Annotated in this window: 17 protein-coding genes; 8 read left to right on the top strand and 9 right to left on the bottom strand. The window is 66.3% G+C overall.

Annotated elements, in window-relative coordinates; all coding sequences use genetic code 11:
* Positions 1-8: 8 nt before the first annotated feature.
* Positions 9-740 (bottom strand): SDR family oxidoreductase, encoded by a 732-nt coding sequence (locus BLU74_RS03390; RefSeq protein ID WP_089765149.1) that lies wholly within the window; start codon positions 738-740, stop codon positions 9-11.
* A 130-nt stretch (positions 741-870) separates the two neighbouring features.
* Positions 871-1,422, bottom strand: coding sequence for a GbsR/MarR family transcriptional regulator (locus BLU74_RS03385; protein WP_089765146.1), 552 nt, complete (start codon positions 1,420-1,422; stop codon positions 871-873).
* A gap of 140 nt (positions 1,423-1,562) precedes the next feature.
* Between BLU74_RS03385 and BLU74_RS03380 the strand changes: the two genes are divergently transcribed.
* From BLU74_RS03380 to BLU74_RS03365, 4 genes are read left to right on the top strand one after another with little or no spacing between them, the layout of a single operon-like run.
* Complete coding sequence (locus BLU74_RS03380) at positions 1,563-3,110, top strand: COG1361 S-layer family protein (RefSeq protein WP_089765144.1); 1,548 nt, start codon at positions 1,563-1,565, stop codon at positions 3,108-3,110.
* Positions 3,107-3,844 (top strand): ABC transporter ATP-binding protein, encoded by a 738-nt coding sequence (locus tag BLU74_RS03375; RefSeq protein ID WP_089765142.1) that lies wholly within the window; start codon positions 3,107-3,109, stop codon positions 3,842-3,844. Before BLU74_RS03380 ends, BLU74_RS03375 begins: the two co-directional genes overlap by 4 nt.
* Positions 3,841-4,590 (top strand): hypothetical protein, encoded by a 750-nt coding sequence (locus BLU74_RS03370; RefSeq protein WP_089765140.1) that lies wholly within the window; start codon positions 3,841-3,843, stop codon positions 4,588-4,590. The genes BLU74_RS03375 and BLU74_RS03370 overlap by 4 nt, the downstream gene beginning before the upstream one ends.
* Entirely contained in the window at positions 4,587-5,321 is a 735-nt protein-coding gene (locus BLU74_RS03365) for a hypothetical protein (RefSeq protein WP_089765138.1), read from the top strand. The genes BLU74_RS03370 and BLU74_RS03365 overlap by 4 nt, the downstream gene beginning before the upstream one ends.
* A gap of 63 nt (positions 5,322-5,384) precedes the next feature.
* Here the strand turns inward: BLU74_RS03365 and BLU74_RS03360 are convergent, their stop codons facing one another.
* Together BLU74_RS03360 and BLU74_RS03355 are read right to left on the bottom strand one after the other, a co-directional pair.
* Positions 5,385-5,831, bottom strand: a complete 447-nt coding sequence (locus BLU74_RS03360; RefSeq protein WP_089765136.1) for a universal stress protein — start codon at positions 5,829-5,831, stop codon at positions 5,385-5,387.
* 85 nt (positions 5,832-5,916) lie between these two features.
* On the bottom strand, positions 5,917-6,438 hold the full coding sequence (locus BLU74_RS03355) for an archaemetzincin family Zn-dependent metalloprotease (protein WP_089765134.1): 522 nt from the start codon (positions 6,436-6,438) through the stop codon (positions 5,917-5,919).
* 39 nt (positions 6,439-6,477) lie between these two features.
* Here BLU74_RS03355 and BLU74_RS03350 point away from each other — a divergent pair, with 39 nt between their 5' ends.
* Positions 6,478-6,897, top strand: coding sequence for a UPF0146 family protein (locus BLU74_RS03350; RefSeq protein ID WP_089765131.1), 420 nt, complete (start codon positions 6,478-6,480; stop codon positions 6,895-6,897).
* Positions 6,898-6,900: 3 nt separating this feature from the next.
* On the opposite strand, the gene BLU74_RS03345 is transcribed toward BLU74_RS03350, so the two are convergent.
* The 4 genes from BLU74_RS03345 to hisH all read right to left on the bottom strand — a co-directional run bounded on the left by BLU74_RS03345 (position 6,901) and on the right by hisH (position 9,273).
* A complete protein-coding gene (locus tag BLU74_RS03345) occupies positions 6,901-7,131 on the bottom strand; it encodes a hypothetical protein (protein WP_089765128.1) in 231 nt (76 codons plus the stop codon).
* A 78-nt stretch (positions 7,132-7,209) separates the two neighbouring features.
* Positions 7,210-7,647, bottom strand: coding sequence for an Hsp20/alpha crystallin family protein (locus tag BLU74_RS03340; RefSeq protein WP_394327858.1), 438 nt, complete (start codon positions 7,645-7,647; stop codon positions 7,210-7,212).
* A gap of 108 nt (positions 7,648-7,755) precedes the next feature.
* Positions 7,756-8,562 (bottom strand): prephenate dehydratase, encoded by an 807-nt coding sequence (gene pheA / locus BLU74_RS03335; protein ID WP_089765125.1) that lies wholly within the window; start codon positions 8,560-8,562, stop codon positions 7,756-7,758.
* 66 nt (positions 8,563-8,628) lie between these two features.
* Positions 8,629-9,273: an imidazole glycerol phosphate synthase subunit HisH gene (hisH, locus tag BLU74_RS03330; protein ID WP_089765123.1), complete on the bottom strand. Its 645-nt coding sequence runs from the start codon at positions 9,271-9,273 to the stop codon at positions 8,629-8,631.
* Between the two features lie 146 nt (positions 9,274-9,419).
* On the opposite strand from hisH, the gene BLU74_RS03325 reads away from it, so the two are divergent.
* From BLU74_RS03325 to BLU74_RS03315, 3 genes are all read left to right on the top strand, one after another.
* A complete protein-coding gene (locus BLU74_RS03325; RefSeq protein ID WP_089765121.1) occupies positions 9,420-10,460 on the top strand; it encodes a substrate-binding domain-containing protein in 1,041 nt (346 codons plus the stop codon).
* A 79-nt stretch (positions 10,461-10,539) separates the two neighbouring features.
* The gene (gene phnC / locus BLU74_RS03320; RefSeq protein WP_089765118.1) at positions 10,540-11,361 is read left to right on the top strand and encodes a phosphonate ABC transporter ATP-binding protein; all 822 of its coding nucleotides are present in this window, start codon (positions 10,540-10,542) and stop codon (positions 11,359-11,361) included.
* The gene (locus BLU74_RS03315) at positions 11,358-12,371 is read left to right on the top strand and encodes a PhnE/PtxC family ABC transporter permease (protein ID WP_089765116.1); all 1,014 of its coding nucleotides are present in this window, start codon (positions 11,358-11,360) and stop codon (positions 12,369-12,371) included. The genes phnC and BLU74_RS03315 overlap by 4 nt, the downstream gene beginning before the upstream one ends.
* On the opposite strand, the gene BLU74_RS03310 is transcribed toward BLU74_RS03315, so the two are convergent.
* Complete coding sequence (locus tag BLU74_RS03310; RefSeq protein WP_245705721.1) at positions 12,368-12,964, bottom strand: uracil-DNA glycosylase; 597 nt, start codon at positions 12,962-12,964, stop codon at positions 12,368-12,370. The genes BLU74_RS03315 and BLU74_RS03310 overlap by 4 nt on opposite strands.
* Positions 12,965-13,055: the final 91 nt, after the last annotated feature.

Genomic DNA, 13,055 nt, shown 5'->3' with positions numbered 1-13,055 from the left:
CCCCGCCCTCACCAGCCGTCGAACTTGTCGCGTCGGTAGAGGTCGATCTCGTGGACGGTCGATCGTTCCTGCGAGGCGGCGAACGCGATCGCCTCCGCGATCTCTTCGGGTTCAGTCACCTCACCGGGGTCGAAGCGGTCCTCGAACGACGCCCCGGACTCGCTGGCGAACTCCGTCCTGACCTCGGTGGGGTTGACGACGCTGACGCCGACCCCGTCGGAACCGATCTGGGCCTCGACGCTGTGGGCGAATCCACGGACCCACCACTTCGTGGCCGCGTACACCGGGTTCGCGGGGCGGGGGTACTGCCCGGCGAAACTGCCGACGAACACGAGGTTCCCCGCGGACTCCCGCAGATGGGGGATAGCCGCCCGGGTCGCGAAGAAGTACCCGTCGACGTTCGTCTCCATCATCAGGCGGTAGTCCGCTGTCGACAGTTCCTCGACGTCGCCGCCGACGCCGAGGCCGGCGTTGTTCACGAGGACGTCGAGGCGGTCGAAGTGATCGACTGTCGTTTCGACCATCGCCTCGACCGCTTCCTCCTCGCGAACGTCTGTCGGCACGACGAGCGTCTCGGCGTCGGTCGACGATTCGATCTCCTCGGCCACAGTTTCGAGTTGCGCTCGTCGTCGCGCTGCGAGGGCGACGTCCGCACCGTCGCTGGCGAGCGCGTGCGCTGTCTCTGCACCGATTCCTGAACTGGCGCCCGTGATCAGGGCGACGCTGCCTTGCGGTGTCACGTCCGGTGGCTCACGGCCGAACGACTTGAGTCCTCGGCCGCGTTCACCGCAGCAGCGGCAAGACACTCGCTCTCACCGCAGTAGGTGCAAGGGATCGGCTCTCACCGCGACAGCGCTAGACCGGCCGTTATCAGTCGCGTTGCAGTCTGTCTAGCAGTCCGGTCAATCGTTCGATCGAACTGCTCGTGAGGATCCCCAGCAGTCGCTCGCTCCGATCGTACATCGTTCGAAGTGATTCGACCCGCTCCAGATACGCGTCTGCCTGCTCGCCGTCGGCGTCTTCGAGACGCTCCGCGGCCGAGTCGAGCGCTCGCGTCATCACGTCGATCTCGCGCCGAACCTCGTGCTGGAGGAACTTCTGGATGACGTGCCAGAAGTCGGTCTCGGCCTCGTAGAACACCTTCTTGCCCTCTCCCGGCACCGACCGGCGGTGCACCAGGTGGAGGCGGTTCATCTTCTGCATTGCAGTGCTGACAGTCGACTTGGCGTACCCGCTCTCTTCGACCAGTCCGTCGAGCGAGAGCGGTTCGTTCTCGAAGAAGAGGATACCGTACAATCGTCCGTAACTCTGGTTCAGCCCGTACACTTCCGCACTCCGCTCCAGCGCCTGAATGACTTCCTCACGGGCCTGCTGCACCGCATCCTCGTCGGTTCCGTCGACGTCCTCGGCGTCTTGATTCATACAATTCGGTAACTACCGAAAATACTAAATTCTGTCGTACAGAACATTCGGAATACACCGAATATGATGAATAACACCTCCGCGGGGATTCCCCGTTCGTGGCGAATCGACGCCCTCCGGAGAGACGGAGGTGACCCCCGATGAAGCGAGTCGCCCTGGTGGTCCTGCTCGTCGCGTCGGTCGTCCTGAGTGCGGCACCGGTTGCGGCGCTGACCTCGAACCCGGAGATACAGACGGTCGTCGCCAGTCCGACGATTCAGCCCGGTGGAACCAACCACGTCTCTTTCCAACTCCTGAACGACGGCACGGGTGCTGAAGACGAGACGAGAGACGCGTACAACGTCCACATCCGACCGGCAAACACCGTCGGGCCCATCGAGGTCGATACGAACCACCTGTACGTGGCGTCGCTCCCGGACGGCGCTCCGGCGAGCCTCTCGCTGTCACTCGACGTTCCCTCGAACATCGACAGCGGCACCTACCGCGTCCCGCTTCGACTCTCGTACGAGTATAATAACGGTGCCGGCGGCGACGTCGAACGGAAAACGACGGTCTCCCTGCCCGTTCGCGTCGAGCGTGGCCCGCAGTTCGACGTCGTCGACACCGACTCGTCGGCTCCCGTCGGCGGCTCCGGCACGCTCGAAGTGACGATCCGGAACGTCGGGACGTCCGCGGCGTACGATTCGACCCTCTCGCTCTCTGCATCCTCCCCGAGCGTCTCGCTCGGATCGAGCGATTCGAGCACCCGGTTCGTGGATACCTGGGAGCGCGGCGAGAATCGCACCTTCGAGTTCGAGACGGCGCTCCGGGACAGCGCCGCCACGGGTAACTACTCGCTATCGGCGCAGATCGACTTCGAGAAGCCCGGCGGAACGACCGGATCGACACCTTCGCTGGCGGTTCCCCTCCACGCACTTCCGGAGACGACCTTCGACGTTTCGAACGTGAGCCGTTCGCTCCAGGTCGACGAGAACGGAACCGTCTCGCTGACGCTCCGGAACGACGGTCCTGTCTCCGTGGCCGACGCGACCGTCACCCTCCGCTCGCCGCACTCCGCGATCCGCGTCGCTGGCAGCGCGAACGCGACGCGCTTCGTCGGCTACTGGGCCCCCGGCGAACGCCGAACCGTCACGTACGAGGTGCGGGCCACAGCGGCCGCAGAGCCGCAGAACTACTCGCTGCCGGTCTCGGTGGCCTATCGTGGCGCGGACGGCGACTACGCCACCGACCGGATCGGTCCGATCGGCGTGACGCCCGCACTGGAGCAACCGACGTTCGCCGTCGAACCGATGAACACCACGCTCGGCATCGACAGCACGAACGCCGTCCGCGTCCGCGTTCGGAACGTCGGAAACGAGCGCCTCACCGACGTTCACGCCCATCTGGCCGTCGACGCGCCGTACGAGAGCAACAACCCGACGAGTTACGTCGCGTCGCTCCCGCCCGGCGAGAGCGTGACGATGACCTTCGAGGTGACGACGCCCGAGGACGGCGTCCCGACGCGGGACGCGATTCCGCTCACAGTAACCGCCGACACGCCCGACGACGAACGGATCACCTCCGATAGGTACTTCGTCCCGATCACGATCACTACCGCCGGTGGGACGACTCGACTCCTGTCGACGGTCGGCGTCGGCGTGGTGGCGCTAGCGGTCCTCGGCGGTGCGTGGTGGTGGTACGAACGATGACCGAACGGATCGTCGGCACCGAGCGCCCGGAGTCCGAGTCGGAACCGACCGCCGGGGACCGTGACGTCGTCCTCCGCGGCTCCGACCTCGCGAAGACCTACAGTTCCCGGCTTCCGTTCGGGCGGAGCGTCGAGGTGCTGACCGGCGCGAGCGTCACTATCCGGCGCGGCGAGGTCGTCGGCATCGTGGGCGGGAACGGATCCGGGAAGTCGACGCTGATGAAGATCCTCGTGGGCGAACTCGACGCCGACGAGGGCACTGTCGACGTGAACGGTCGGGTCGGGTGGTGCCCCCAGGACGAACTGCTGTACGACCGACTGACCGTCGAGGAGACGTTCCGGTTGTTCGGTGAGGCGTACGGGATGGACCCCACCGAAATCGAGTCGGCCCGTGACCGCCTGGCCGAGACGCTGGACTTCGAGGAGTTCCTCGACTACCGGATCGATCGGCTCTCCGGCGGCAATCGGCAGAAGATCAACCTCTCGATCGCACTGATGCACGACCCCGACGTGTTGCTCCTGGACGAACCGTACACGGGGTTCGACTGGGAGACGTACCTCGCGTTCTGGGACCTCACGGCGGCACTTCGCGAGCGCGGCACGGCCGTGGCGATCATCTCGCACCTGATCAACGAACAGGAGCGGTTCGATCGGATCCTCGAACTCGCGGACGGCACCCTGACCGACGTGACCGACGAGGGGTCGAGCCAGGCCGGCGAGGAGGGGGTGCGATGACGGTGAGCCGTCCGTCGAGCGATCGGTTGCGTGTCGGCCTCGATGCGGCCGTCCGGGAGTTCGTCCGGGAGCCGATCAACGTCGCGCTGCTCGTCGTGCTCCCGCCGGTCGTCATCACGAGTTACGAGTCGATGCTGTCGGCGTTCCCACGACTCCCGTATATGACGACTGACCCCGGAGCCCTCGGCGCGACCGCCGGGACGCTCTTCGTCGCCGCGTTCCTCCCCGCGGTGATCGGACTCTTCCAGGTCATCAGCGCCCAGCGAGCCGACGAGCGCCTGTCACTGGCTGGCTTTCCGGAACTGGCGCTCTTCGTCTCGCGCCTCGGTGCGGTCTGTCTCGCGACGCTTCTCACCGCCGCGCTCTCGCTGGGCGTCCTGGCGACGACCACCGAAGTCGAATCGCTCGCCCTCGGGTTCCTGACGCTCGCATTCGTCGGCGGACTGTACGGACTCATCGGGATGCTGATCGGGACTGTTCTCCCCCGGGAACTCGAAGGATCGCTCGTGCTCATCTTCGTCGTCGACGTGGACGAGGCGCTCGCGAGCGGGGTGATTGCGACGGACGCGGCGGCGACGAAACTCTTTCCGCTCCACTATCCCCACGAGGTGTTCCAGGCGGCGGTCGACGGGACAGCCCCCGCCGCGAGTGACGTGCTCGCAGCCGCCACCTACGGGGCCATCGTCCTCGTCGCGACGTTCCTCGTTTACACGGCGCTGGCCGCAACGGGAGGTGGCGGGGGATGAGCACGCTGCGGACGACCTTCGAGATGGGCGTCCGCGAGTACGCACGGACGCCGATCCTGCTTTCACTCCTGGCGTTCCTCCCGGTCTATCTGATCCTCGTCTTCCACTGGGTGATGCCAGAGAGCCGAGTGACGGTCGATATCCCGATCCAGGGCGCGATGTCCGCCGAGATGACCGCCGTCGCGACGGTCCTGACGACGCCGATGGCCGCCGCGTTCGTCGGCGGTGCCGCTGGGTTGTTCCTGATGCAGTCTGCCAGCGCGGTCGACGGTCGGCTCGCCATCGCCGGCGCCGACGCAGTCGAAATCGTGGCCGCCCGAGGCGGAGTACTCGTGCTGGCGGCGCTCGTCGGGAGCGTCGTCTCAGTCGGCGTCCTGTCCGCAGTGATGTCGGTCGAACGTCTCCGCTGGTACCTGCTCGCAATCCTCCTTGTCGCCCTGCTGTACGGTGGCCTCGGAGCGCTCGTCGGCCTCGTTCTGAACCGACTCGCCGGAGTTTACGTCCTGCTGTTCGGGCCGTTCTTCGACCTCTTCCTCGCGCAGAGCCCACTGACTGACGAGACCCACGCACTCGCGCCGTTCCTCCCCGGTCACTTCCCGATGAAACTGGCGTTCGACGCTGCGCTGACCGCGCGCGTGGTCCCGAGGAACCTGTGGTTCAGCCTCGCGTACTTAGCTGTTCTCGCACTCGTCGTCGGCCTGGGCTTCCGACGCGGCCTCCGAGTCGACTGATGCTGAAGCGTCTCGGTCTCACTGCTCGTCTACCGAGTGCACCGATGGCGACACGTCGGTCGCTCACTTGACGACCGTAACGGGAACCGTCGCTTTCTCGACCAGCCCCTTCGCGACGCTGCCGACCATCTCGACGCGCTCGGAGAGCCCCCGATGCCCGACGATGACGCCGTCGATCTCGGACTGTTCTGCGTACTCGACGATGCTCTCGACGGGATCGCCGTACAGGAGCGTCGTCTCGATGTCGATGCCGACGTCTGACGCGCGGTCGCGGGCGTCGTCGAGGACGTCCTGCCCGCGCTCTTCGGCGACTTCAATGTTCTCCGTGTAGATCCGATCCCCGACCTGCGCGTGCGTCGGGGCCTCCTCGCCAGAATCTTCGACGAGGACGCGCGGTTCGACCGCGTATCCGACGGTGAGCGACGCGTCCATCTGCGCTGCGACCTCGAGTGCGTGTTCGAGCGCTTCGGTACTCGGTTCCGAACCGTCGACGGCAACGAGGTACTGCATCACCTTTCAATGTTGGTCCGGACTCCGTATAGTAGTTGCTGCGGGGGGTATCGGCGTGTGCGCGCCCGGTGAATTCGCCGAGCCGTCAGTACAGGAGCTGACTGCAGGTCCCGCAGAGGTTCTCTTCTTTGACGTCGACTTCGCGGACGGTGGGCGAGAACGACATCACGCACTTGCTGTTGTCGCAGTGTTCGAGGCCGAGCGTGTGGCCGATCTCGTGGACGACCTCCTTGCGGACCCGGTCTGCGAACACCTCCGTCTGGGGCTTGGTGGTGATGCCGCCGTCGGAGGAGGTCTGGAGGCGATGTGTGGAGATCACGGAGCCGTTACCGTTCAGGTACGCGAGGCCGAACACGTAGTTCCGGCGGCGGTAGTAGAGGTCCTGTGCGGTGATCCCGATGTTCTTCTCACCCGATCCGGCCCTGCTCGCCAGTTCGATGAACTGCTCGGCTCGGTACTGGTTCCGGCTCCGGTCGAACGCGCCGTCGGGGATCGACTGTTCCTCCTGCACTGTGACGTCGCAGTCGTAGACCCCTCGCAGCGCGGCCGACGCTTCGCGCTTGACCTGCGCTGAGAGGTCCCCGATCGGCACGATATCGACGTGCATAGCAGGGCTTAAGCAGGGTGGATTGATAAATATCCCGCCGTGAATTCGCCGCGTGAGAACGCCCTCGTCGCCCGATTCGGCACGTACGGCTCGGCCGTGGAGATCGGTATCGGCCGGCGGCCAGCGGTCGCCCTCGCCCTCGCCGAGCGGGGGGTCGAAGTCACCGCCACCGACGTCGCCGACCCGGACGAACTGGGGGTGCCCGCCGCCGTCGCATTTGTCCGCGACGACGTCGTCGCCGCCGGCCGACGCGATCATCCCGGCGACGCCTACGAGGCGGACCTGCTCTACGGATTGAACCTCCCGCCGGAACTCCACCGCCCGGCGCTCGCGGTCGCTCGCGCGGTCGACGCCGACTTCCTGTTCACGACCCTCGGCTACGACCCGCCGGCCGTCGCGGCGGAAACTGAGTCGCTACCGGCGGGCGAGACGCTGTACGTCGCCCGCCTGGGCGAGTGAGCCTCACGGGATCTTCCCGAGGTACCACACCGACTGGACGATCATCAGCAGGCCGAGCGCCCACCACAGTCCGCCGAGCCCGTATCTCGGATCCCCGACGAGTCCGAACACCGGATCACCGAGGAGCGACGCGTATATCACGTAGCAACCGATCGTGATCCCCGAAAGCACCGAGAAGAGCATCAGCGATTGATAGAGGCGCTTCAGTACCAGCCGCAGGCCCGAGTCGCTCATCGCTTCAGTGGCTCTCTCGGAGGGAGAAAAAATCACTCCTCGGGGGAGACGCCGTCCCGCCCCGGACTGACCGGCACGTTACTCGACGTCGATCCGGTGTGCGTCATCGTCGTCGACGACGCGCTTGGGCAACGTGACGGTGAGGACGCCGTTGTTGTACGCCGCGCTGGCGTCGTCGGCGCGGACGTCACACGGAAGACGGATCGACCGGCGGACCGAGGTCGAACGGCGTTCTCGGTGGACGTAGCGGTCGTCCTCGTCCATCTCGGCCGACTCGCGGACGGCCGCGACCGTCAGCAGCTGGTCGTCGATCGAGACGTCGATGTCGTCGTTCGCGTAGCCCGGGAGGTCGACGACGGCGACGAGCGACTCCGACTCGTCGCGGAGGTCGATCGCCATCTCGCGGCTGGGCGACCGGGGGCCGTCGAGCTGACTGCTCATCTCCTCGAACTGCCGGGACATCCGGGCGAAGAGGTCCTCGAACGCGAACTCGTCGAAACTGGGGGAACGCTTCATCATCGTGTATTCACCGCTCTCTCAGAGGCGCGCTGAGATGATAAATACAGCCGGAGCCGTGATCGCAGCTGTCACGCCAGCGCGCCGCTCCCGCTCGAAACCCGGCGGTCAGTCGACGACGTGTCGCCGGTCGTAGGAGCCGAGCCGCTTCACCCAGCCGTCGGCGGCGATCGCTTCGACGTCAGCCAGCGCCTCCGTGGCGCGGTCCTCGTAGAGGCCGGCCTCGAAGTCGATGTGGAAGAGGTAGTCTCCGAGTCGGTTCCCGCTCGGTCGCGACTCGATCCGCGAGAGGTTGATGTCGCGCTCGGCGAACGCTTCGAGCAGTTCGAGCAGGAGTCCGGGGTAGTTCGCGTTCGGATAGACCACGACCGTCGACTTCCCGCCGCCCTCGTCCCGCTCTGCGGCGGGCGCGACGACGAAGAACCGCGTGGAGTTCGACGATCGATCCTGGATGTCTTCGGCGACCACGGTGAGGTCGTCGTCGGCGTTGTCGGGATGGCCGATCCCCGCGACGGTCGGATCCTCGCGAGCGTACTCGACGCCCTTGGCGGTGCTCGCGACGGGCTCGAGGGTCGCGTCGGGGTACTCGCGCTCAAGATAGGAGCGACACTGGGCGAGCGCCTGCGAGTGGGAGGCGACGGTGTCGAAGTTGCCCGACTGGGCGAGGAGGGCGTGGCGGATCGGTGTGACGATCTCTTCTGTGACAGCGATGTCGGCGTCGGCGATTGCGTCGAGGGTTTCGGTGACGCTGCCCTCGATGCTGTTCTCGATGGGCACGACGCCGCGCTCGAACTCGCCGTTGTCGACGGCGGCCACGATGGCCGACACCGACTCGCGGAAGGCGACGTCCTCGTCGACGGCGCGGGCGGCGCGGTGGGAGTACGTTCCTTCGGGCCCCAGCGTGACTACCTGCATAGCGCCGTCTACTTCGGGGGGCGCTAAAAGCCCGTCGGGGCCGCCCGCGGCGCGTCCCGCGGTCGACTACCGCTCGGCGCAGTACTCGACGAAGTTCCGGAGAATCTGCAGGCCGGTTTCGCCGGACTTCTCGGGGTGGAACTGGGTGCCGAAGACGTTGCCAGCCTCGTTGGCGACTACCGCCGGGAACGACACGCCGTAGTCGGTTGTCGCGACGACCGCGTCGCCGTCGTCGGGTTCGGCGTAATACGAGTGGACGAAGTACGCGTACTGGCCGTCAACCCCGTCGACGATCGGGTGCTCGCGCTCGACGTGGAGTTCGTTCCAGCCCATGTGTGGCACCTTCCGATCGCGCTCGAAGCGGACGTTCGTCCCGGGGATGAAGTCGAGGCCCTCGACCTGCCCCTGTCCGGCGTGGTCGGCCTCCTCGCTCGTGGTGAGGAGCATCTGCATCCCGAGACAGATCCCGAAGACTGGCTGGCCGCGATCGGCCGCCGCGGCGAGCGGTTCGCGGAACGGGCCGGCGTTCTCCATCCCCTCGCTGAACGCGCCGACGCCGGGGAGGACGATCCCGTCGGCCGCCGCGAAGTCGTCGGGGTCGTCGGTGATTTCGACTGCGGCACCGGCGCGTTCGAGCCCCCGCTGTGCGCTACGGAGGTTGCCGAGGCCGTAGTCGACGAGGACGACCTCCGCTGCGGTCTGAGCGCTCATACCTCCGCTTCGAGAGGATGGGTGAAATTGCTTCCGACGCCGGACGTCGCGTCCGGGCGTTCAGCTGGCTGTATTTGTCACTGTTTGGCTATATATTGGTGAATCAGAATCTTTATCCGATTCATACAGTACTTTCATACGATCGTATGACGAAACGACGCGCGTTCCTCAAGTCCACGGGAGCCCTCGGCGTCGCCGGGCTCATCGCAGGATGTACCGGTAACACGAACAGCGGTGGCAGTACCGACACTGAAACGTCGACCGCGACAGAGACGGCGACGGCGACACCGACGCCCGAGAGCCAGATGACGTTCGGCGGCGACGGGGCCGTCGACTTCGGCATCTCGCCCTCCGTTCCGCAGGAAGACCTCAATGTCCAGTACTCCCCGCTGCTGGACCACATCGGGAGCTACCTGCAGGACAACCACGACGTCCCCAGCGACCTCGAGGTCGAGGGGACCATCGGCAGCAACTACAGCGCCGTGATCCAGGCGCTCGGTCAGGGGACGATGGACGTCGCCGAGACCGGCCCGTTCGCCGCCGCACTCGGCGTGAAGACCGGCAACGCGGAGATCATCCTCCAGCGGTACGGCTACGGGAGCTGGGAGTACGCGAGCATCATCGCGACGCCCAACGACAGCGACATCACCGAACTGTCGGACCTCTCGGGCAAGACGGTCGCCTTCTCCGATCGGCTGTCGACGAGCGGGTGTCTGTACCCGCTGTACAGTATGTCCGATCAGGGCGGTCTCGACGTCGGCGAACTCCCCGAAGGGAACGGCTCGCAGGCCGAGTTCGATGCCCGCTTCGCCGGCGGCCACGTCGGGTCGTACACGCTTCTCGAACAGGGCCAGGTCGACGCCGCCGCGATGGGCGGGTTCGTCCGCGACACCAAGACCGGCCCGACGCCCGAAGACTGGCAGAGCGTGGCCACGACGCTCCACGAAGATACCGGCCTGCCGCGCGCCCCGATCGTCGTCTCGCCGGAACTGAGCGACGAGGCCAAAACCGCAGTCCAGGACGCGTTCCTCGAAGGTCCCGACAGCATCTACTACGGTGCTGACGGCGAAGACGGCACCGACGACGACCTCTGGTTCGGCGACGTCCGCGCAGCCGGACAGGAGGAGTACCAGTCCGTCATCGACGTGGCGGACGAACTCGGCGTCGGCACCGACATCTTCGGATAGCCCGCCAACCCGGCCGCCCGCTGGGAGCGTCCCCGCCGCTTTTTGCGCGGCCCCATCTCAGTTATCGTACCCACAATAGATGCCAACGATCGAATTCGAGAACGTCTCAAAAATATACGGCGAAGACACGGTCGCACTGGACGACGTGTCGTTCACGATCTCCGAGGGCGAGTTCGTCATCCTGCTCGGGCCGTCCGGCGCAGGCAAGTCGACGATGCTCCGCGTCCTGAACGGGCTGACAGACCCGACAGAGGGCACCGTCCGGATCGGTGGGGTGGAGATCTCGGGCAACCGGAGCGAGGTCGGGATGGTGTTCCAAGAGCACTACCTCATCGAGAGCAAGACCGCGTTCGGGAACGCGCTCACCGGCGCGCTGTCCCGCAACGGACTCCTCCGGAGTATGCTCGGCCTCCACTCGGAGTACGACAAGATCAACGCCCTCGAATCGCTACAGACCGTCGGGCTGCTCGACGAGGCCGGGCAGCGAGCCGAATCGATGAGCGGCGGACAGAAACAGCGCGTCGGGATCGCTCGCGCACTCGTTCAGGAGCCGGAGATCGTCCTCGCGGACGAACCGGTCGCCAGCCTCGATCCGAAAGCCGCCCGCGAGGTGATGCGGTACCTCAAGAAAGCCGCGACCGAGAAGGATCTCACGACGGTGACGAGCCTTCACCAGGTGAACATCGCCCGCGAGTTCGGGGACCGGTTCCTCGGCATTCGCGACGGCGAGGTCATCTTCGACGGCGATGCCGACGATCTCACGATGGAAGAGATGGACCGGATCTACTACGGCCACAGCGGCGACGGCGACTCGCTCAGCACCGATCCGACGGGGACGGACGCGGTTCCCTCGGAGACGCCCGACCCGAACGCGACACCCGACGGGGGTGAGAGCGTATGAGTTCGGACTCGGTCGACACCGCCGTTCGGGAGAAACTCGCCACGCTGGATCGCCTCCGTCGCCTCAAGTACCTGTTGTGGGCTGCGGTTCTCGGGGCTGTCGTCGGTGTGACCTACTGGGGACTCGGCTTCATCGGGTTCCAGGCCGGCGTCGTCGCCAACCGCTTCCCGGCGATGTACGACTTCATCGCACAGGGCTTCTTCCCGCCGGACTTCCAGAACTTCACGATCTACACGAAGGACAACGACATCACCGGACTCCAGGCCATCCCGGCGAGCTTCCGGAACTGGGGTCAGCCCATCTTCGAGAGCTTCCAGTCCTCGCGGCTGTCGCTGGTGAAGGCCAGCCTGGTGACGCTGTTACTCGGCTTCATGGGCACGGTGATCGCGTTCCCGTTCGCGCTCATCCTGGGCGTGCTGGGCAGCGAGCGGGTTACGCCGTTCCCCTTCAATTTCATCTTCCGCGGGACCCTGAGCGCGATCCGCGCCATTCCCGCCATCGTCTGGATCTTCCTCTACATCCCGATCGGCCCGCCGAGCCAGATCACCGCGGTACTGGCGATCGGCACCGACAGCATCGGCAACCTCGGTCGGCTGTTCACCGACGACCTCGAGGAGATCGATGAGGGGCCGATCGAGGCGATCCGCTCGACGGGCGCTTCGAGTACGCAGACGGTGAGCTTCGGGATGCTGAGTCAGGTCTCGCGCTCGTTCATCGCGTGGACGCTGTACATCCTCGAGATCAACACGCGGATCGCCATCTCGCTGGGTGTCGTCGGTGCCGGCGGCCTCGGGCTGATGATCCGGAACAGCCAGGACCTCTTCGAGTTCCAGCAGACCGCTGCGGGGCTCATAATGGTCTTCGTCGTCGTGCTGGGCATCGAGTTGATCTCCTCGCGGATCCGGGCGCGACTGCGCCCCGGCGAGCACTCGGGCAAGAGCGTCGTCGAGGCGGTTCGGGACCTCTTCAACCCGAACAAGTGGCTCGGCCGCGGCGATCCGCGGAACTAGAACTGCCCGAGGCTCGACTGCCCGCCGTCCTCGTCGCCTCCGCTGCCGACGCCGGCGATCTCGGCGGCGCGCGCGATCGTCTCGAAGAACGTCTCGCGCTGGCTCCCGTCGTACAGCGTCGCCGCCGGATGCACGGAGACGACGGCGCGGTAGCCCCGGCCGCCGAGCCTGACGTCGACCACGTCGCCGGCCGCCTTCGTCACCGCGATCGACCGATCCAGCAGGTGCTCGGAGGGGACCTTCCCGAGCGTCACGACCAGTTTGGGGTCCACGACCGCGAGTTCGCGTTCGAGGTGACCGCGGCAGTTCGCGAGTTCCTCCGTGTGCGGATCGCGGTTCTCCGGCGGTCGGCAGCGCACGCAGTTCGTGATCCGCACGTCGTCCCGCGCGAGCCCCGCGTCCCGCAGTGCCTCGTCGAGGATGGACCCGGAGCGCCCGACGAACGGCTCGCCCTGCTCGTCCTCGTTCGCCCCGGGAGCCTCCCCGAGCAACAGGAGGTCGGCGTCGTCGGGGCCGACCCCGTCGACGATCCGCGACCGCGACTCGACGAGTTCGGGACACTGTTCGCAGGCGATGACGTCGGGCCCCTCCATCCGGTTGGCCGCCGATCCGTCGCCGGCGGCCGCTGTGTCGTCGTCGCTCATACCGAAGAGCCGGCCGGCCGCGACTTACCCGTGACGGTCC

The sequence above is a fragment of the Halobellus clavatus genome (assembly GCF_900107195.1).
GTDB classification, from domain to species: domain Archaea; phylum Halobacteriota; class Halobacteria; order Halobacteriales; family Haloferacaceae; genus Haloquadratum; species Haloquadratum clavatum.
This window is presented reverse-complemented; position numbering and strand designations above follow the sequence as displayed.

Coding starts and splice junctions, on each gene's coding strand:
- BLU74_RS03315 (WP_089765116.1), top strand. CDS start 11,358: ATGAGTTCGGACTCGGTCGACACCGCCGTTCGGGAGAAACTCGCCACG.
- BLU74_RS03355 (WP_089765134.1), bottom strand. CDS start 6,438: ATGCACGTCGATATCGTGCCGATCGGGGACCTCTCAGCGCAGGTCAAG.
- BLU74_RS03380 (WP_089765144.1), top strand. CDS start 1,563: ATGAAGCGAGTCGCCCTGGTGGTCCTGCTCGTCGCGTCGGTCGTCCTG.
- BLU74_RS03360 (WP_089765136.1), bottom strand. CDS start 5,831: ATGCAGTACCTCGTTGCCGTCGACGGTTCGGAACCGAGTACCGAAGCG.
- phnC (WP_089765118.1), top strand. CDS start 10,540: ATGCCAACGATCGAATTCGAGAACGTCTCAAAAATATACGGCGAAGAC.
- BLU74_RS03325 (WP_089765121.1), top strand. CDS start 9,420: ATGACGAAACGACGCGCGTTCCTCAAGTCCACGGGAGCCCTCGGCGTC.
- BLU74_RS03365 (WP_089765138.1), top strand. CDS start 4,587: ATGAGCACGCTGCGGACGACCTTCGAGATGGGCGTCCGCGAGTACGCA.
- BLU74_RS03310 (WP_245705721.1), bottom strand. CDS start 12,964: ATGGAGGGGCCCGACGTCATCGCCTGCGAACAGTGTCCCGAACTCGTC.
- BLU74_RS03375 (WP_089765142.1), top strand. CDS start 3,107: ATGACCGAACGGATCGTCGGCACCGAGCGCCCGGAGTCCGAGTCGGAA.
- BLU74_RS03340 (WP_394327858.1), bottom strand. CDS start 7,647: ATGAAGCGTTCCCCCAGTTTCGACGAGTTCGCGTTCGAGGACCTCTTC.
- pheA (WP_089765125.1), bottom strand. CDS start 8,562: ATGCAGGTAGTCACGCTGGGGCCCGAAGGAACGTACTCCCACCGCGCC.
- BLU74_RS03385 (WP_089765146.1), bottom strand. CDS start 1,422: ATGAATCAAGACGCCGAGGACGTCGACGGAACCGACGAGGATGCGGTG.
- hisH (WP_089765123.1), bottom strand. CDS start 9,273: ATGAGCGCTCAGACCGCAGCGGAGGTCGTCCTCGTCGACTACGGCCTC.
- BLU74_RS03370 (WP_089765140.1), top strand. CDS start 3,841: ATGACGGTGAGCCGTCCGTCGAGCGATCGGTTGCGTGTCGGCCTCGAT.
- BLU74_RS03345 (WP_089765128.1), bottom strand. CDS start 7,131: ATGAGCGACTCGGGCCTGCGGCTGGTACTGAAGCGCCTCTATCAATCG.